This window comes from Rhizobium sp. C104 (assembly GCF_022354505.1).
Classification (GTDB): Bacteria; Pseudomonadota; Alphaproteobacteria; order Rhizobiales; family Rhizobiaceae; genus Rhizobium; species Rhizobium redzepovicii.
Genome location: NZ_CP092348.1, coordinates 3,637,501 through 3,654,849, shown reverse-complemented (window position 1 = coordinate 3,654,849; position 17,349 = coordinate 3,637,501). Strand labels below are relative to the sequence as shown.

The 17,349-nt window shown below is 61.5% G+C and carries 18 protein-coding genes and 1 pseudogene (1 of these 19 only partly in view); 6 read left to right on the top strand and 13 right to left on the bottom strand.

Features of this window, described 5'->3' with window-relative positions:
• Positions 1-19 precede the first annotated feature (19 nt).
• The 9 genes and pseudogenes from coaA to hisB form a co-directional block, all read right to left on the bottom strand.
• Entirely contained in the window at positions 20-1,015 is a 996-nt protein-coding gene (coaA, locus tag MF410_RS19245; RefSeq protein ID WP_097625123.1) for a type I pantothenate kinase, read from the bottom strand.
• On the bottom strand, positions 1,012-1,335 hold the full coding sequence (locus MF410_RS19240; RefSeq protein ID WP_097625124.1) for a phosphoribosyl-ATP diphosphatase: 324 nt from the start codon (positions 1,333-1,335) through the stop codon (positions 1,012-1,014). The genes coaA and MF410_RS19240 overlap by 4 nt, the downstream gene beginning before the upstream one ends.
• 17 nt (positions 1,336-1,352) lie before the next feature.
• Complete coding sequence (hisF, locus tag MF410_RS19235; RefSeq protein WP_097625125.1) at positions 1,353-2,141, bottom strand: imidazole glycerol phosphate synthase subunit HisF; 789 nt, start codon at positions 2,139-2,141, stop codon at positions 1,353-1,355.
• Positions 2,142-2,888 carry a 1-(5-phosphoribosyl)-5-[(5-phosphoribosylamino)methylideneamino]imidazole-4-carboxamide isomerase gene (hisA, locus tag MF410_RS19230; protein ID WP_097625126.1) on the bottom strand — a complete coding sequence of 249 codons (747 nt, stop codon included), beginning with the start codon at positions 2,886-2,888 and terminating at the stop codon, positions 2,142-2,144.
• Between the two features lie 6 nt (positions 2,889-2,894).
• Positions 2,895-3,452, bottom strand: a complete 558-nt coding sequence (locus tag MF410_RS19225) for a hypothetical protein (protein WP_097625127.1) — start codon at positions 3,450-3,452, stop codon at positions 2,895-2,897.
• Entirely contained in the window at positions 3,449-3,631 is a 183-nt protein-coding gene (locus MF410_RS19220; protein ID WP_097625128.1) for a hypothetical protein, read from the bottom strand. The genes MF410_RS19225 and MF410_RS19220 overlap by 4 nt, the downstream gene beginning before the upstream one ends.
• Before the next feature lie 52 nt (positions 3,632-3,683).
• Positions 3,684-4,335 (bottom strand): annotated as a pseudogene (gene hisH, locus MF410_RS19215) (imidazole glycerol phosphate synthase subunit HisH).
• A gap of 2 nt (positions 4,336-4,337) precedes the next feature.
• On the bottom strand, positions 4,338-4,823 hold the full coding sequence (locus tag MF410_RS19210; RefSeq protein WP_097625130.1) for a DUF2628 domain-containing protein: 486 nt from the start codon (positions 4,821-4,823) through the stop codon (positions 4,338-4,340).
• Between the two features lie 22 nt (positions 4,824-4,845).
• Entirely contained in the window at positions 4,846-5,454 is a 609-nt protein-coding gene (hisB, locus tag MF410_RS19205; protein WP_054185459.1) for an imidazoleglycerol-phosphate dehydratase HisB, read from the bottom strand.
• Between the two features lie 176 nt (positions 5,455-5,630).
• On the opposite strand from hisB, the gene hslV reads away from it, so the two are divergent.
• The 5 genes from hslV (at position 5,631) to MF410_RS19180 (ending at position 12,423) form a co-directional block, all read left to right on the top strand.
• Positions 5,631-6,158: an ATP-dependent protease subunit HslV gene (gene hslV / locus MF410_RS19200; RefSeq protein WP_003583308.1), complete on the top strand. Its 528-nt coding sequence runs from the start codon at positions 5,631-5,633 to the stop codon at positions 6,156-6,158.
• Between the two features lie 81 nt (positions 6,159-6,239).
• Positions 6,240-7,556 carry an ATP-dependent protease ATPase subunit HslU gene (gene hslU / locus MF410_RS19195; RefSeq protein WP_239619965.1) on the top strand — a complete coding sequence of 439 codons (1,317 nt, stop codon included), beginning with the start codon at positions 6,240-6,242 and terminating at the stop codon, positions 7,554-7,556.
• A gap of 189 nt (positions 7,557-7,745) precedes the next feature.
• The gene (locus tag MF410_RS19190) at positions 7,746-8,693 is read left to right on the top strand and encodes a DUF1402 family protein (protein WP_097625132.1); all 948 of its coding nucleotides are present in this window, start codon (positions 7,746-7,748) and stop codon (positions 8,691-8,693) included.
• 48 nt (positions 8,694-8,741) lie between these two features.
• Positions 8,742-10,148, top strand: coding sequence for a cytochrome P450 (locus MF410_RS19185; RefSeq protein WP_097625133.1), 1,407 nt, complete (start codon positions 8,742-8,744; stop codon positions 10,146-10,148).
• A gap of 91 nt (positions 10,149-10,239) precedes the next feature.
• Positions 10,240-12,423 (top strand): malate synthase G, encoded by a 2,184-nt coding sequence (locus MF410_RS19180; RefSeq protein ID WP_239619962.1) that lies wholly within the window; start codon positions 10,240-10,242, stop codon positions 12,421-12,423.
• A 65-nt stretch (positions 12,424-12,488) separates the two neighbouring features.
• Here the strand turns inward: MF410_RS19180 and MF410_RS19175 are convergent, their stop codons facing one another.
• A complete protein-coding gene (locus MF410_RS19175) occupies positions 12,489-13,172 on the bottom strand; it encodes a L,D-transpeptidase (protein WP_097625135.1) in 684 nt (227 codons plus the stop codon).
• Between the two features lie 179 nt (positions 13,173-13,351).
• Between MF410_RS19175 and MF410_RS19170 the strand changes: the two genes are divergently transcribed.
• Positions 13,352-13,846 (top strand): MmcB family DNA repair protein, encoded by a 495-nt coding sequence (locus tag MF410_RS19170; RefSeq protein ID WP_003589465.1) that lies wholly within the window; start codon positions 13,352-13,354, stop codon positions 13,844-13,846.
• Positions 13,847-13,858: 12 nt separating this feature from the next.
• Here MF410_RS19170 and MF410_RS19165 read toward each other — a convergent pair whose 3' ends face one another.
• The 3 genes from MF410_RS19165 to hrpB all read right to left on the bottom strand — a co-directional run.
• A complete protein-coding gene (locus MF410_RS19165; RefSeq protein ID WP_097625154.1) occupies positions 13,859-14,437 on the bottom strand; it encodes an ActR/PrrA/RegA family redox response regulator transcription factor in 579 nt (192 codons plus the stop codon).
• Between the two features lie 68 nt (positions 14,438-14,505).
• Positions 14,506-15,816, bottom strand: a complete 1,311-nt coding sequence (locus tag MF410_RS19160) for an ActS/PrrB/RegB family redox-sensitive histidine kinase (RefSeq protein WP_097625136.1) — start codon at positions 15,814-15,816, stop codon at positions 14,506-14,508.
• 23 nt (positions 15,817-15,839) lie between these two features.
• Positions 15,840-17,349: the 3' portion of an ATP-dependent helicase HrpB gene (gene hrpB / locus MF410_RS19155; RefSeq protein WP_131710938.1), read on the bottom strand. Its footprint extends 956 nt past the window's final position; only the last 1,510 of its 2,466 coding nucleotides appear in the window; its start codon lies beyond the right edge, outside the window; the stop codon is at positions 15,840-15,842.

Genomic DNA, 17,349 nt, shown 5'->3' with positions numbered 1-17,349 from the left:
GGTCAGCAAAGATCGCCTGCTATAGTTTCCGCAGCGCGACCTGTTCGATCAGGTGATCCTTGCCTTTTTTCAGGATCAGATCGGCGCGCGGCCGCGTCGGCAGGATGTTCTGCCGCAGGTTTTTCAGGTTGATGTTCGCCCAGAGATCCCCGGCAATTTCGAGCGCTTCCGCGTCGCTGATCGAAGCGTAGCGATGGAAATAGGAATTCGGATCGCGAAAGGCGGTCTCGCGCAGCCGCATGAAACGTGCGACGTACCAGTTGTGAATCAGGTCTTCGGCGGCATCGATATAGATCGAGAAGTCGAAGAAGTCGGAGACCATCGGCACGATCTTGCCGCCGGCCGGCAGGTCGCGCGATTGTAATACGTTGATGCCCTCGAAGATCAGGATGTCCGGCCGGTCGACGATCTTGTATTCGTCCGGCAGCACGTCATAGACGAGGTGCGAATAGCTCGGCGCCTTGACATCCGGCTGTCCGGCCTTGATCGCCGAGAGAAAGCGCAGGATTGCGGCCGTGTCGTAACTCTCCGGAAAACCCTTGCGCTGCATCAGCTTTTCCCGCTGCAGCACGGCATTCGGATGAAGGAAGCCGTCGGTGGTGACGAGATCGACCTTCGGGCTCGAAGGCCAGCGCCCCAGCAGTTCCTTGAGAACACGGGCCGTGGTCGATTTTCCCACGGCGACCGAGCCGGCGATGCCGATGACGAAAGGCGTCTTCGTCACATCGGAGATGCTGAGGAAGCGGTTGCGCTGCTCGAACAGCATCTGCGAGGATTCGACATGCGCCGACAGCAGCCGCGACAGCGACAGATAGATGCGCCTGACCTCGTCGAGATCGATCGGGTCGCCCATCGAGCGCAGCCGTTTGACCTCGTCGCTGGTCAGCGTCAACGGCGTGTCGGCGCGGAACTTCGCCCATTGTTCGGAAGAGAAGAAGTGATAGGGCGAATAGGAGTCCGACTGGAAGTGATCCAACGTTTCCGGCACCCCGATAATCTCAGTCGCGATACTCATGAACTCTGCCGGCCGGCCTTTTCCTTGAGGCCGGACTGCGCGGTTCTGCGCTCGAGTTCGGCCATGACATTCTCTAACGGTATTTCAGCAATCTTCAATACGACCAAAAGGTGATAGAGCACATCGGCGGCTTCATAGGTCAGATTCTCGCGGTCGCCGGTCACCGCCGCCATCACCGCTTCGATCGCCTCTTCACCTAGCTTCTTGGCCGCCTTCGGCTGGCCGGCGGCGACGAGCTTCGCCGTCCAGGATTGCTCCGGCGAGGCTGTCGAGCGCTCTGCGACGATGCTTTCGAGATCGGAAAGGGAAAATCCGCTCATATGTCCGCTTTCAAGGTTCAGTCGAGACGCATGTCGATGCCGCACTTCGACATATAGTGCTTCGCCTCGCCGACGGAATAGGTGCCGAAGTGGAAGATCGATGCGGCGAGAACGGCATTGGCATGACCCTCTTTCACCCCGGCGACGAGATCGTTGAGATCGCCGACGCCGCCGGATGCGATGACAGGCACACGCACCGCATCGGCAATCGCCCGCGTTAGCTCCAGATCGTAGCCGACCTTGGTGCCGTCGCGGTCCATCGAGGTGACCAGCAATTCGCCGGCGCCGCGTTCAACCATCTTCTGGGCGAATTCGACGGCGTCGATGCCGGTCGCATTGCGGCCGCCATGCGTATAGACTTCCCAGGCGCTGAGATTGTCGCCGCCGACCGCCTGCGTGCGTCTGCGCTTGGCGTCGATCGAGACGACGATGCACTGGTCGCCGAACTTGTCGGCCGCCTCAGTGACGAAGTCGGGATTGCTGACCGCTGCCGAATTGATCGAGACCTTGTCGGCGCCGCACAGCAAGAGCTTGCGTATATCGGCGATGGTGCGCACCCCGCCGCCGACCGTCAGCGGCATGAAGCATTGGTCGGCCGTGCGCGACACGACATCGAAGATCGTATCGCGATTGTCCGAAGAAGCGGTGATGTCGAGGAAGCAGAGCTCGTCGGCGCCGGCCGCATCATAGGCTTTCGCCGCTTCGACGGGATCGCCGGCATCGACGAGATTGAGAAAATTGACGCCCTTGACGACGCGGCCGTCCTTGACGTCGAGGCAGGGGATGACACGGGCCTTGAGGGTCATTTACGCAGTCTCCTTTGCCCTGCTGGCCTTGACCAGCGCCAGTGCTTCCGCGGGGTCGATACGGCCGTCGTAAAGCGCCCGGCCTGAAATTGCCCCTTCGAGCTTCTGCGCATCCGGCTCCAGCATACGCCTGATGTCGTCGAGAGAGGCAAGGCCGCCGGAGGCGATGACCGGAATGGAGACGGCTTCGGCAAGTTCCAGCGTCGAGGCCCAGTTGATGCCGGCAAGGATGCCGTCACGGTCGATATCGGTGTAGATGACCGCGGCGACGCCGGCGCCTTCGAATTTCCTGGCGAGCTCGATGACACCGAGTTCGGAAGCTTCAGCCCAGCCCTCGACGGCCACCTTGCCCCCCTTGGCATCGATGCCGACGGCGACGTGACCGGGAAATTTCCGGCAGGCTTCGATGACCAGATCAGGATTTCTGACCGCGACGGTGCCGAGAATGACGCGCCGCAGCCCCCGCGACAGCCATGCCTCGATATGATCGAGCGTGCGGATGCCGCCGCCGAGCTGCACCGGATTTTGTGTTGCCTTGAGGATCGCTTCCACGGCGTCGCCATTGGCCGAATGTCCCGCAAAGGCGCCGTCGAGATCGACCACATGCAGCCATTCGAAACCCTGGTCTTCGAAGGATTTCGCCTGGGCGGCCGGATCGGTGTTGTAAACCGTCGCCTGCTGCATGTCGCCGAGCCGCAGGCGGACGCATTGGCCGCCCTTCAGATCGATCGCGGGAAAAAGGATCATGTCGTCTTACGTCCGTAGAGTGGTCGGTACCATCAGCGCATTCCACGCATCTACGATATCCGAGTGAAAAAAGACAGCGGCAATGGTGGCCGCGCCGAAAAGCAGAAGAAGCAGCAGGGTGACGGTGAAACCGGCCCGAACCTGACGCCAGAAGCCGAGGCGCCGCTTCACTGATGTCTCGATGTCGCGCACCTCTCTCAGCGCCTGGCTGTTGACGGCGGCGAGCCGGATTTCCGGCTCCATCGCCTCTACATAGGTTTCGGCATAAGTCGAAAGGATCTGCGAGGCGCGATCGCGCAGCGTATTGCGCAGGTCGGTAGAGAGATAATTGCTGGCGACCGCGGCAAGCTCGGCCTCGTTGGGAGAACGGCCGGCGTTGCGCTTGCGATAGCTGAGGACGAAATCGCGCTTCTGTCGCTCGTAAAGGGCATAGGCAAGCAGGCCGATGAGATCGTCCTCGCCTTCAATATAAAATTCCAGCACGGCCTCAGCGATATCGTCGGCGTTGATGCCGTTGGCGCGCAGCTGCGAATTCTCGTTGCCGGCAAGAAATTCATGGATCATCGGTCCAGCCTTTCTTTCATCGCTTTGGCTGCATTGGAAAGCGCTCTTTTGTGAATGGTCTCATCGACACGGCGGATGATCGTTCCGTCGGGAAGCCGGATATCCGAGAACGGCGGCAGACCTTCTCTGGAGGGTCTCAGCATGTAGAACACCTTGCCTGATTTCCGCGAAGCCGGCATCGAGCGCACTCCTGTTCCGCCGTTTCCATAAAGGGGAAATAAGGCGGCGGTATTACGGGTTCCAACGCAGGAAATTGGCGATCAGCGCCAGGCCGAGCTTCTGGCTCTTTTCCGGGTGAAACTGGGCGCCGACCATGTTGTCGCGCCCGACGAGAGCGGTCATCGCACCGCCATAGTCGACGGTCGCGATGACATCGTCGGCGTTCTCGGCGGCAAGATGATAGGAATGCACGAAATAGGCATGCAGCCCCTCGGACCCCGTCGGAATGCCGTCGAACAACGGATGTTCGCGCTTCAGGTCGAGCGTGTTCCAGCCGATCTGCGGGATCTTTAGCGCCGGATCATCGGGCGTCATCTCGACGACGTCGCCGGGGATCCAGTTGAAACCGTGCGTCACGGTCTTCTCGAGCCCGCGCGAGGACATCGAGCTGCATGCCGACGCAGATTCCGAGAAACGGCCGCGCCTTCTTCTCGACCGCTTCGATCAGCACCTCCGCCATATCGGGCACGGCATCGAGCCCGCGCCGGCAATCGGCATAGGCGCCGACGCCGGGAAGCACGATACGATCGGCGGCGGCAACATTTTCGGCTTTGTCTGTGAGATCGATATGCGCATCGATGCCCGCTTCACGGGCGGCCCGTTCGAAAGCCTTGGTCGCCGAGCGCAGATTGCCGGAACCATAATCGATAATCGCGACGCGCATCGTCAGCGTCCTCCATCAAAACCAAAGAGACCAAGCGAGGTGGCCTGGCCAGGCGGATTGTTCGGACGGGTCTTGTTCTCCCAGTCCGGTGCGGTGTCCTTGTTGCTGTCGGCAACGGCCGCCTTGTCCGAGAAATAGACGTCCTCGGCAATGGCGATCGTATCGGCTGCAACGAGCCCATCTTCGGTCCACCCCTTGGCGGCGAGGTGGCGGATGCGGAAATTCTGGCCCTCGAGGCCGACCAGCACATTCACGCCCAGCAGGAGGGCCGCTCCCGCCAGCCCGAGGCCCGGCTCGTCCATCAACGCACCGCCGATCGCCTGCAGCACGAAGACCGCGGCCGCATGCAGCCACAGCCGATGTGCGAGCAGCCAAACCCATGGAAACAGAAAGCCGAGCAGCGTGAAGCCGTCACGGATAGTCCGGGTCTCTTCGACCGTGGCGCGCGTGCCGCCGGGCGGCGTCAGGAAAATATAGCTGGATGTCATTGTCGCTGCTCCCTTGAGGGGCTCAGACGAGCGTGCCCTTCGTCGAAGGTACACGGCCGGCCTGTCTCGGATCGATCTCTGTCGCCGTGCGCAATGCGCGGGCGACGGCCTTGAAGCATGTCTCGGCAATATGGTGATTGTTGGCGCCATAATGGTTGAGAATATGCAAGGTGATGCCGGCATTCTGGGCGAGCGCCTGGAAGAATTCGCGAACGAGTTCGGTATCGAACGTGCCGATCTTCGGCGCGCTGAAGGCGACGTTCCAGACGAGGAACGGCCGGCCGGACAGATCGACCGCGGCCTTGGTCATCGTCTCGTCCATGGCCAGATCAATCGAGGCGTAACGCGTGATGCCGCGCCGGTCGCCGAGCGCCTTGGAGATCGCCTGGCCGATGGCGATGCCCGTATCCTCGACCGTGTGGTGGTCGTCGATATGCAGATCGCCCTGGGATTCGATCTCCATGTCGATCAGCGAATGCCGCGAAAGCTGGTCGAGCATATGATCGAAGAAGCCGACGCCGGTCGAAATCTTCGATTTGCCGGTGCCGTCGAGATTGACGGAGACGGAAATCGAGGTTTCGTTGGTCTTGCGGGAAACACTGCCCGTGCGGCTTGCTGCGGTCTCGGCCATATGGCCCTCCATCGGAATAAGGCCGTTCCTTATCAGGCGGATCGGCAAATATCCAGAAGCCGGGCAAGAGAAAAGCCGGCCCATTTGCAAACGGCGCCGGCCCCCTTACATAGGGCTCAACAGGGCCAATGTGTGGTCTCGCGTAAACGCCCGCGTCGTGGGCAGACAGGTGTTTGATGACAACGATCATTACAGTTCGAAAAGGCGGCAAGGTGGTGATGGCCGGTGACGGCCAGGTGAGCCTCGGCCAGACCGTCATGAAGGGCAATGCCCGCAAGGTGCGCCGCATCGGCAAGGGCGAAGTCGTTGCCGGTTTCGCCGGCGCCACGGCCGATGCTTTTACCCTGCTCGAAAGGCTTGAAAAGAAGCTGGAGCAATATCCCGGCCAGCTGATGCGCGCCGCTGTCGAGCTCGCCAAGGACTGGCGCACCGACAAATACCTGCGTAATCTCGAAGCCATGATGCTCGTCGCCGACAAGTCGATCACGCTGGCGATCACCGGCAATGGCGACGTTCTGGAGCCCGAGCATGGCACGACGGCGATCGGTTCTGGCGGCAATTTTGCCTTCGCCGCCGCCCGCGCCCTCATGGATACCGACAAATCGGCTGAAGAGATCGCGCGCCGCGCCCTCGAAATCGCCGCCGACATCTGCGTCTACACCAACCACAATATCGTGGTGGAATCGCTGGATGTCGAAGGCTGAATCTGAGGCCTTCCGGCCGCTCCCGCGGCGAACAAAGATGTATTTGCGGCCGGGCGCTGATGGCCCTGGACCGCCAGGAGAATGACACGCAATGACGACCTTTTCCCCCGCGAGATCGTTTCCGAACTCGATCGCTACATTATCGGCCAGCATGACGCCAAACGCGCCGTCGCGATCGCGCTGCGCAACCGCTGGCGCCGCCAGCAGCTCGACCCGAGTCTGCGCGACGAAGTCATGCCGAAAAACATCCTGATGATCGGCCCGACCGGTGTCGGCAAGACCGAGATCTCCCGCCGCCTGGCAAAACTCGCCGGCGCGCCCTTCATCAAGGTGGAAGCCACCAAATTCACCGAAGTCGGGTATGTCGGCCGCGATGTCGAGCAGATCATCCGCGATCTGGTCGAGGTCGGCATCGGTCTGGTGCGTGAGAAGAAGCGGACCGAGGTCCAGGCCAAGGCGCATGTCAGCGCCGAGGAGCGTGTTCTCGATGCGCTGGTCGGCACCACGGCTTCGCCCGCTACCCGCGAAAACTTCCGCAAGAAGCTGAGGGACGGCGAGCTCGACGACAAGGAGATCGATATCGAGGTGGCCGATGCCGGTTCCGGCATGGGAGGCTTCGAAATACCCGGCATGCCAGGCGCCAATATTGGGGTGCTCAACCTGTCGGAGATGTTCGGCAAGGCGATGGGCGGCCGCACCAAGAAGGTCCGCACGACGGTCAAGGCCTCCTATACCGATCTGATCCGCGATGAATCCGACAAGCTGATCGACAATGAGGTCATCCAGCGCGAGGCTGTTCGCTCCACAGAGAATGACGGTATCGTCTTCCTCGACGAAATCGACAAGATCGCTGCCCGCGACGGCGGCATGGGTGCCGGCGTGTCGCGCGAAGGCGTCCAGCGCGACCTTCTGCCGCTCGTCGAAGGCACGACAGTTTCGACCAAATACGGGCCGGTGAAGACGGATCATATCCTCTTCATCGCCTCAGGCGCCTTCCATGTCTCCAAACCCTCCGATCTTCTGCCGGAGCTGCAGGGCCGATTGCCGATCCGCGTCGAATTGCGCCCGCTGAACAAGGAGGATTTCCGTCGGATCCTGACCGAGACGGAAGCAAGCCTCATCCGCCAGTACCGCGCACTGATGGAGACCGAAAGCCTGAACCTCGAATTCACCGACGACGCGATCGATGCGCTCGCCGATGTCGCCGTGCATCTGAACTCCTCCGTCGAGAATATCGGCGCCCGCAGGCTGCAGACGGTAATGGAGCGGGTCCTGGACGATATTTCCTATAACGCCCCCGATCGCGGCGGCACGGCCGTCACCATCGATGCCGCCTATGTGCGCGAACATGTCGGCGATCTCGCGCAGAATACCGATCTCTCGCGTTTCATTTTGTGATATCGGCGCACCGGTCCATGTCTTTCCCGACGTGAATGCCGGATTGTCACGCACTCTCTCTCGACAGCGGGCCTTTTACTTTTTAGTGAAGGCCCGTTTTGTTTTCCGCTCCGGCTTTATTCGGCCAAGATTCTGGTCCAGTCAGCCGCATCGCAAACACGACGATGGAACGGGACGGGATAGCGGATCGTGCGACGCCTTTTGACAAGCCTTTTGATTGCCGTTGCCCTGGTGAATTCGGCGCCTGCCTTCGCCATGCAGACGGTGCCGGCCGGCAATCGTCATGCCGAACAGCCCGATATTCCGGGCGCTTCCGTCAGGCGCACCAAGGGAACCAAGAGCAGCTTCGATCTGAAATATGAAAAGGTCCACGACCTGCTGGCGACCGATCGCGAGCTGATGGCCAAGATTCGCAAGGTCTCCAGCGCTTACGGCATCAATCCCATCCATGTCGTCGGCGCGATCGTCGGCGAACACACCTATAACGTCGACGCCTACGACCGGCTGCAATCCTATTATGTCAAGGCCGCTTCCTATGCCGGTGAAAGCTTCCGCTTCGCCTATGACGGCGAAAACGTCGATGAATTCGTGGCGCGGCCGCAATTTGCCGAATGCAAAGGCAAGAGTGATTCCTACACGCTGTGGTCCTGCCGCGAAGATGTCTGGGAAAGCGATTTTCGCGGCAAGACGGTGGGCGGCAAGAGCTTCCCCAACAACCGCTTCAGCGCGGTCTTCTTTCAGCCCTTCTACGCCGGCCAGACCTTCGGCCTCGGCCAGGTCAATCCGCTGACGGCGCTGATGCTCTCCGATCTCGTGGCCCGCGTCTCCGGTTATCCGAAACTGAACGAGAAGAATGCCGGCGCGGTCTACAGGGCGATCATGGATCCCGACATATCGCTCGCCTTCGTCGCCGCCTCGATCCGCCGGTCGATCGACGATTACAGGGAGATTGCCGGCATGGATATCTCAGGCAACCCCGGTCTGACTGCAACGCTTTATAATGTCGGCAACTCGCGCCAGCGCGCCGCCGCACTCGCTGCGAAGAACCGCTCTTCGGGTGCGACCGTCTGGCCGGAGGAGAATTATTACGGCTGGCTGATCAACGACAAGCTGGACGAACTCAAGGGCCTGCTCTAGCTTCAAGCTTGCCGGGAAGGCGCTGATCTTCCCCGAAAGGCTTTGACGATGGACATGCGTCCTGATCCCTTCTTTCCGCCGGCACCGCTGCCGCGCACCGTGCCGCCAAGCCGGTTGGAAATCATCCGCATCATCCTGCGCAATCCGCTCGAACTCTGGGGCGAGCCGTCCTATACGCTGCCCTGGATAAAGACGAGCTTCTTTGGGCAACACACGCTGATCGTCAACGATCCCGGTCTGATCAAGCATGTTTTGGTCGATAATGCCGGCAATTATCGCATGTCGGACATTCGCCAGCTGGTGCTGCGTCCGATCCTGCGTGACGGCCTCCTGACCGCAGAAGGTCCCGTCTGGAAGAGATCACGCAAGGCGGTGGCGCCGGTTTTCACGCCTCGCCATGCCCAGGGTTTTGCCGGGCAGATGCTGCGCCAGTCGGAAGATTATGCCCGCAAATATCAGAGTGCCGGCGAGACGGGGGCAATTTTTGATATCAGCACTGATATGACCGAGCTGACCTTCGCGATTCTCGCCGACACGTTATTTTCAGGCGAAATCGTCACCTCGAGCGGCCATTTCGCCGATGACGTCAATGCTCTCCTGCATCGCATGGGCCGCGTCGATCCGATGGACCTGATGCGCGCCCCCTCCTGGGTTCCACGTGTGACACGCATCGGCGGTCAGAAAGTGCTGGAGAAATTCCGTTCTATCGTCCGCAACACGATGGATATGCGAACTGCAAAGATGAAGGCGAATCGCGCCACAGCACCCGAAGATTTCCTGACCCTGCTGCTGGACCAGGCCGGCCCCGACGGGCTGACGAAGGAAGAAATCGAAGACAATATTCTGACCTTTATCGGCGCCGGGCATGAGACCACGGCACGGGCATTGGCCTGGACGCTCTATTGCGTCTCGAACAGCCCGCATATCCGCGAGGCGATGGAGATGGAAATCGACGCGGTGCTCGCCACCGGGGCCGAACCTGTGGAATGGCTGGATATGATGCCGCAAACGCGCGCTGCCTTCGAGGAGACGTTACGCCTCTATCCGCCGGCGCCATCCATCAATCGCGCCGCCATATCGGATGACTCCTGGACAAGCCCCAAGGGCGAGCGGGTCGAGCTCGAGGCCGGGATCACCGTGCTCATCATGCCCTGGACGCTGCATCGCCACGAACTCTATTGGGATAGGCCGCGCGCCTACATGCCCGAGCGCTTCCTGCCGGAAAACCGCGGCTCCATCGGCCGCTTCCAGTTCCTGCCTTTCGGCGCCGGTCCGCGTGTGTGCATCGGCGCAACCTTTGCGCTTCAGGAGGCGGTGATTGCCCTTGCCGTGCTGATGCATCGCTATCGTTTCGATTCCACCGATGAGACCAATCCCTGGCCGGTACAAAAGCTGACGACGCAGCCGCAGAACGGCCTGCCGATGCAGGTGACACCGCGCATAATTTCCCGATAAGCATAAATCTTTCGAATTATTGCGGAATTGACTGTGAATGAAAGCCGGGCAAAGTGGCAGCATTCAAAGTCGTTGCCAGGGAGAATGTCGCATGAGCCGCATTGATAAGAACGGTCTTGCCATCGAAGCCGTCCTTCATGATTTCCTCGTCCAGGAGGTTCTGCCGGGTCTGGGGATCGATGCGGACAAGTTCTTTGCCGATTTTTCGGCGATCGTCCACGATCTCGCCCCGAGGAATCGTGCCCTGCTGGCAAGACGCGACGAGCTGCAGATCAAGATCGACGACTGGTATCGCCAGCACGGCGCGCCTACGGATATGGACGACTACCAATCCTTCCTCCGCGGGATCGGCTATCTCCTGCCGGAAGGATCGGACTTCCAGGTTTCGACCCAAAATGTCGACCCCGAGATCGCCTTGATCGCCGGCCCGCAGCTCGTCGTTCCCGTCATGAATGCCCGTTATGCGCTGAACGCTGCCAATGCGCGCTGGGGCTCGCTCTACGATGCGCTCTATGGCACGGACGCCATTCCGGAGAGCGACGGCGCCGAACGGGGCAAAGGGTACAATCCGAAGCGGGGCGAGAAGGTCATCGCCTGGGTGCGCGATTTCCTCGACACAGCGGTGCCGCTGCAGGACAGCAGCTGGAAGCACGTCGGCGGTTTCGCTATCAAGGATGGGGTGCTCGTTCTCCGATCGACCGATGGCGAACAGGCAATGCTTGTCGATGGCGGGCATTTTGCCGGCTATCGCGGCGATGCTGCGGCCCCGACGCATATTCTCTTGAAGAACAACGGCATCCATATCGAGATCGTCATCGATGCGACGACGGCAATCGGCAAGTCCGATCCGGCTCATATTTCCGATGTCTGGCTGGAATCGGCGATCACGGCGATTATGGACTGCGAGGATTCGATTGCCGCCGTCGACGCCGAGGACAAGACCGTAGTCTATCGCAACTGGCTCGGCCTGATGAAGGGCGATCTGCAGGAGGAAGTGGTAAAGGGCGGGGCGAGCTTCATCCGCAAGCTCAACCCCGATCTGGACTATACCGGTCCGGATGGCGCTGCCTTCGAGCTGCATCGCCGCTCGCTGATGCTGGTGCGCAATGTCGGCCACCTGATGACCAATCCGGCCATTATCGACCGCGACGGCAGGCAAGTGCCGGAGGGTATCATGGATGCTGTCATCACCGGCCTGATCGCGCTTTACGATATCGGCCCGGCCGGCCGGAGGAAAAATTCCCGCACCGGCTCCATGTATGTGGTCAAGCCGAAGATGCATGGGCCCGAAGAGGTCGCCTTTGCGGTCGAAATCTTTTCGCGGGTCGAAGATGCGCTTGGTATGGCGCGCAACACCATCAAGATGGGCATCATGGATGAGGAGCGCCGCACGACGGTCAATCTCAAGGAATGCATCCGTGCTGCCCGCGAGCGGGTCGTCTTCATCAATACCGGCTTCCTCGACCGCACCGGCGACGAGATCCACACCTCGATGGAAGCCGGCCCGATGATTCGCAAGGGCGACATGCGCCAGGCAGCCTGGATATCGGCCTATGAGAATTGGAATGTCGACATCGGCCTGGAATGCGGCCTCGCCGGCCACGCCCAGATCGGCAAGGGCATGTGGGCGATGCCGGATCTGATGGCGGCGATGCTGGAGCAGAAGATCGCCCACCCGAAGGCCGGCGCCAACACTGCCTGGGTCCCGTCACCGACGGCCGCGACCCTGCACGCCACCCATTATCACCGGGTCAATGTCGCCAGGGTTCAGCAGGGGCTGAAGGACCGCGCCCGCGCCAAGCTCTCCGACATTCTCTCCGTGCCGGTCGCGGTACGGCCGAACTGGACGCCGGAGGAAATCCAGCGCGAACTTGATAACAATGCCCAGGGCATCCTCGGCTACGTCGTACGCTGGGTCGATCAGGGCGTCGGCTGCTCGAAGGTGCCCGATATCAACAATGTCGGCCTGATGGAGGATCGCGCCACATTGCGCATCTCGGCCCAGCACATGGCGAACTGGCTGCACCACAAGGTCGTCACCGAGGCCCAGATCGTCGAAACCATGAAACGCATGGCGGCCGTCGTCGACCGGCAGAACGAGACGGATCCCCTCTACCAGCCGATGGCCGGTAATTTCGACGGCTCGATCGCCTTCCAGGCCGCCCTCGACCTCGTGCTGAAGGGCAGGGAGCAGCCGAACGGCTATACCGAGCCGGTGCTTCACCGCCGCCGCCTCGAGCTCGAAGGCGAAGCCGACCGGTTGAGGGTATACTGAGAATATGAAAAGGCCGCCGGAACGACAGTTCGGCGGCCTTTTTTATACCGAATTCGGTCTATACCCTATTGGATAACGACGACCTTGGACGTGCCCTTGCCGGGGCGGACGCGGCTGTAAAGGTCGATCACGTCCTGGTTCATCAGGCGAATGCAGCCCGAGGAAGCGGCGGTGCCGATCGAGGCCCATTCCGGCGTGCCGTGCAGGCGGAACAGCGTGTCCTTGCCATCCTCGTTGAAGAGATACATGGCGCGCGCGCCGAGCGGATTGCTGAGGCCCGGGCCCATGCCGTCCTCGACATACTTGGCGACGTCAGGGCGGCGAACGGCCATTTCCTTCGGCGGGTGCCAGGTCGGCCATTCCTGCTTCCAAGCGACGTAGGCGGTGCCGGCCCATGCGAAGCCCTGCTTGCCGACGCCGATGCCGTAACGCATCGCCTTGCCGTTGGCGAGGATGTAATAGAGGAAGCGCTCGCGCGTGTTGACGATGATCGTACCCGGGCGCTCGGTGGTCTGGTAGCTGACGACCTGGCGGCGGAACTGCGGCTTGACCCTGTCGATCGGGATCGCCGGCAGAGAATATCCGGCATCCTTCGTCACGCCATAGGCGTCGTTGAAGATCTGGGCTGTCTGTACGGTCGGGCCTGCGCCCTTGTCGTCGACGGATGCGCTGTCTGATGTCGAGGAGCAACCGGCCAGTGCGAGCGTCGTCAGCAGGCCAAATACCGGGAATGCATTGCGGATGCGCATAGATGACTCTTGAAGTTTTAGGGCAAGGAGAACAGTCTTTCGACCATCGTTGATTATGGTTTATTTTCGATTAACTTGCGCTTTGCAAGGCTACTGCAGCGCGACAAATCTGTCTGCGGCGCAAATTAGAAGCGCATGGTTTTTTTGCAACAACACGCCAGCCCCTACTGTGGTTATCCATGACGATTTTGAGCGTTTACAATAACAATCCGTTAATCGATGGCCGGCAATCGGACAGAGCCATGATGGTGCGGCGCGGAACGCAGATTTTGCTGCATGAAATGCGCCATGCCGTGCTGCCCGAACTGCCGCTGGCCAGCGGCCGCCGTGCTGATTTGATCACCGTTTCGGAAAAGGGCGAGGTCTGGATCATCGAAATCAAGACGTCGATCGAGGATTTCAGGGTGGATCGCAAATGGCCGGAATACCGGCTGCACTGCGACCGGCTGTTCTTTGCGACTCACGAAGGTGTACCGCTCGACATCTTTCCCGAGGAGTGCGGGCTTTTCCTCTCGGATGGTTATGGCGCCCATATGATTCGCGAAGCGCCGGAACACCGTTTGGCCCCGGCCACACGCAAATCCGTCACGCTCAATTTCTCGCGCGCCGCCGCGCAACGGCTGATGATGGCCGAATGGGCGAACGGAAAGCCGTTCACCGTCGATGATGTTTGACGGATGTCTTGGCTATTTCGGCGCGCGTTTGGCGAGGATGCGCTGCAGTGTCCGCCTGTGCATGTTGAGGCGGCGCGCCGTTTCCGAGACGTTGCGCTCGCACATTTCATAGACCCGCTGGATGTGCTCCCAGCGCACCCGGTCAGCCGACATCGGATTCTCGGGAAGTTCGGCCTTTTCGCCCGGCCTCTGCGTCAGCGCCGAAAAGACGTCGTCGGCATCCGCGGGCTTTGCCAGGTAATCGACGGCGCCGAGTTTCACGGCGGTCACCGCGGTTGCGATATTGCCGTAGCCGGTCAGCACGATGATCCTGGTGTCGTCGCGTCGCTGGCGGATCGCTTCGATGACATCGAGCCCATTGCCGTCGCCGAGCCGGAGGTCGACCACCGCATATTTCGGCGGCCTGCCTTTCGATTTCGCAACGCCTTCCGCCACTGATTCGGCCGTTTCCACCTGGAAACCGCGCGTCTCCATCGCCCGGGCCAGCCGGCGCAGGAACGGTCCGTCGTCGTCGACGATCAGCAGGCTGGCGTCGGGACCAATATGGTCTTCATCCCCAGCGGCGAAATTTTCGTGATTATGGTCTGTCATCGTCTTGGCCCTGGCGCGTGAACGCCCGATCTGCGTCAACCGCTTATATCCTACTTATGCCGACAAAGTCACTTTGTCGAATTTGCGTCGATCAGCATGCGCGGCCATTCGATCCGGATACGCGCCCCCGCACTTTCCGGGTCGCGATTCTCGAAAATCAACGATGCGCCCGAGCGCTCCAGCAGCGTCTTGGCGATGAAAAGCCCGAGCCCGAGGCCGCCCGCCGTATCCTCCTTTTGCCGCTTGGTCATATAAGGCTCGCCGATCCGCGTCAGAATATCGGGGGCGTAACCGTTGCCGTCATCCTCGATGACGATCAGCACTTTGTCGTGATCATGCTCGACGGTGATCCTTACTTTCTCCCTGGCATAATCGACGGCGTTTTCAATCAGATTGCCGAGCCCATACATGATGCCGGCGTTGCGGTCGGTCACCGGCTCGTCCTTGCGCGGGCTCTTTTCGATCAGCTCCAGCGTAATGCCGAACTCCCGGTGTGGCGCGACGATCTCCTCGATCATCGAGGAAAGCGGCAGGCGGCGCATATGCGCTTCTCCTTCCGAGGAAAGTGTCGTCAAGCGCCGCAGGATGTCACGGCAGCGCTCGCTCTGGCTGCGCAACAGCATCACATCCTCGCGGAAACGATCGTCGTCCTTGAGTTCGCGCTCCATTTCCTTGGCGACGACGCTGATTGTCGCAAGCGGCGTGCCGAGTTCGTGGGCGGCCGCAGCCGCCAGTCCGTCGAGCTGCGAAAGATGCTTTTCCCGCTGCAGCACCAGTTCGGTCGCAGCCAGCGCATCAGCAAGCTGGCTCGCCTCCATCGACACCCGATAGGCATAGAAGGCGGCGAATGCCATCGTCGAGGCGATCGAACACCAGACGCCGAACTGCATGACGTTGTGGACATTGATCTCGACGCCGTCGAACCACGGCAGCGGAAAGGGCGAAAAGGCAAGCACCGTGATGCAGACCATCGCGAAGCCGATCAGCGCCGTGCTGTAACGGATCGGCTGCGAGGCAAACGAGATGATAACAGGCACGCAGACGAGGGCTGCGAAAGGGTTGGCGAGGCCGCCGGTGATGAAGAGCAGCGCGCACAGCTGCAGAAGATCGAAGCCGAGCAGCGCAAAGGCGGCCGGCGGTCCCAGCCGGTGTGTCGGCGGATAGCGGATCGTCAGATAGAAATTCACCCAGGCAAGCGCGGCGATCAAAGAGGAGCTGGCAATCAGCGGCAAGGGAAATTTCAGCCAGAAGGCCACGATGAACACCGTCAGCGCCTGTCCGCAGACCGCAAGCCAGCGCAGCCGCACCAGCGTCTGCAGGCGCAGCCTGCGGCTGCTGTGCCGGTCTTCCAGCGCATGGCTTTCCGTCTTGTCGATCATGCCGAGGGCTCCTCAAATGGTCCTCATGTACCACGCGGTTTTGCCCGTGTCGTCGGCAATGCCTCTTGCGGCCGCTCCGGCCAGGGATGCCGCGGATAACGGCCGCGCATATCGGCGCGCACATCCTTCCATGAGCCGGCCCAGAAGCCCGGCAGGTCGCGGGTCGTCTGTATCGGCCGATGCGCCGGCGAGGTCAGTTCGAGCAGCAGCGGCAGGCGGCCTCCGGCTATCGCCGGGTGCTGCTTCAGCCCGAACAGCTCCTGCACGCGGATCGTCAGCACCGGCTCCTCGCCCTCATATTGGATCGGATGCCTCTGACCGGTCGGCGCTTCGAAATGGGTCGGCGCAAGTCGGCTAAGGTCGCGCTGCAACTCATGCGGCACCAGGGACATCAGCCCGTTCGAAAGCCCGGCTGCGGAAATCTCGGAGAGGCCGCGGGCCTCCGTCTGAAACGGGCCGAACCAGTCGTCCAGCCGGGAAAGCAGGGCATCGTCGCTGACATCGGGCCAGGGATCGCCGATCGTCCGGTGAAGAAATCCAATTCGCTCGCGAAGTTGCACGGCCTCCTTCGAGAAGGCGAGATGATCGAGCCCGAGTTCGCGCACCCCCTCCACCAGCGCCTGGGTGACGGCGGCGCCGGAAGGTCGGGGCAAGGGCGTCTCTTCGAAGACGATCGCACCCAGCCGGGTTGCCCGCCGCGCCCGTATCTGCCGGCTTTGCCGGTCGAAAAAGATCTGATCGCCGGTTCTGATCTCGTCGGGCAGCTCGGCTTCGATGTCGCCGCGTGTCACCTCGGCCGCCGCCAGAACCCGCGCCTGCGCCGCCCGCCCGGTGAGATCGCCTATGACAAGCATCTGGCTGCCGGCCAGCCTCTCGGTTTCCGGCAGTTCCGCGCCGCGCCCGTTCGCCATCACGAATCGGCCGCGCCCGCCGCGCTGAAGGGCGATTCGATCCGGGAATGCATGTAGCAGCAACCGGCCCGCAAGCGCCGGCGCCGTGGCGGTCACTCTGTCGAGGCCGCTTGCCAGCCGTCCCGCCAGCCGCCGCGAGGCCTCCGCTCTTTCGCCGCGCTCGGCCTTGAAGCGTCGCAGCCGCTCCTCGATATCGATGCTCGTCCCGCCCATTCCCTGTTCGGTCAGAAGCACGGCGATCAATGCCGCATCCCGGGCGTGCCCCGATTCGCCTGCAGAAACGACCATGGCGGCAAGCCGCGGCGGCAAGGCGAGATTGCGCATGACCTTGCCGCGCGCCGTCAGCGCTCCATCCTTGTCGAGCGCACCGAGTTGGCCGAGCAGCACGCGCGCTTCCTTAAGCGTCGTCTCCGGCGGCTGGTCGACAAAGGCAAGCGATCCCGGATCCTGAACGCCCCAATGGGCGAGATCGAGCACCAGCCCGGAAAGATCGCTGGAAAGGATCTGCGGCGGTGTGAAGGCCGGCAGGGCCGCCGTCTGTCCCTGGTGCCATAGCCTGACGGCGATGCCCGGTTCCGTTCGGCCGGCACGACCGGCCCGCTGATCGGCCGACGCCCGCGAC

Excerpts from the sequence above, each read along its gene's own strand:
- coaA (WP_097625123.1), bottom strand. The coding sequence starts at position 1,015 with ATGAGTATCGCGACTGAGATTATCGGGGTGCCGGAAACGTTGGATCAC.
- MF410_RS19240 (WP_097625124.1), bottom strand. The coding sequence starts at position 1,335 with ATGAGCGGATTTTCCCTTTCCGATCTCGAAAGCATCGTCGCAGAGCGC.
- hisF (WP_097625125.1), bottom strand. The coding sequence starts at position 2,141 with ATGACCCTCAAGGCCCGTGTCATCCCCTGCCTCGACGTCAAGGACGGC.
- hisA (WP_097625126.1), bottom strand. The coding sequence starts at position 2,888 with ATGATCCTTTTTCCCGCGATCGATCTGAAGGGCGGCCAATGCGTCCGC.
- MF410_RS19225 (WP_097625127.1), bottom strand. The coding sequence starts at position 3,452 with ATGATCCATGAATTTCTTGCCGGCAACGAGAATTCGCAGCTGCGCGCC.
- MF410_RS19220 (WP_097625128.1), bottom strand. The coding sequence starts at position 3,631 with ATGCCGGCTTCGCGGAAATCAGGCAAGGTGTTCTACATGCTGAGACCC.
- MF410_RS19210 (WP_097625130.1), bottom strand. The coding sequence starts at position 4,823 with ATGACATCCAGCTATATTTTCCTGACGCCGCCCGGCGGCACGCGCGCC.
- hisB (WP_054185459.1), bottom strand. The coding sequence starts at position 5,454 with ATGGCCGAGACCGCAGCAAGCCGCACGGGCAGTGTTTCCCGCAAGACC.
- hslV (WP_003583308.1), top strand. The coding sequence starts at position 5,631 with ATGACAACGATCATTACAGTTCGAAAAGGCGGCAAGGTGGTGATGGCC.
- hslU (WP_239619965.1), top strand. The coding sequence starts at position 6,240 with ATGACACGCAATGACGACCTTTTCCCCCGCGAGATCGTTTCCGAACTC.
- MF410_RS19185 (WP_097625133.1), top strand. The coding sequence starts at position 8,742 with ATGGACATGCGTCCTGATCCCTTCTTTCCGCCGGCACCGCTGCCGCGC.
- MF410_RS19180 (WP_239619962.1), top strand. The coding sequence starts at position 10,240 with ATGAGCCGCATTGATAAGAACGGTCTTGCCATCGAAGCCGTCCTTCAT.
- MF410_RS19175 (WP_097625135.1), bottom strand. The coding sequence starts at position 13,172 with ATGCGCATCCGCAATGCATTCCCGGTATTTGGCCTGCTGACGACGCTC.
- MF410_RS19170 (WP_003589465.1), top strand. The coding sequence starts at position 13,352 with ATGACGATTTTGAGCGTTTACAATAACAATCCGTTAATCGATGGCCGG.
- MF410_RS19165 (WP_097625154.1), bottom strand. The coding sequence starts at position 14,437 with ATGACAGACCATAATCACGAAAATTTCGCCGCTGGGGATGAAGACCAT.
- MF410_RS19160 (WP_097625136.1), bottom strand. The coding sequence starts at position 15,816 with ATGATCGACAAGACGGAAAGCCATGCGCTGGAAGACCGGCACAGCAGC.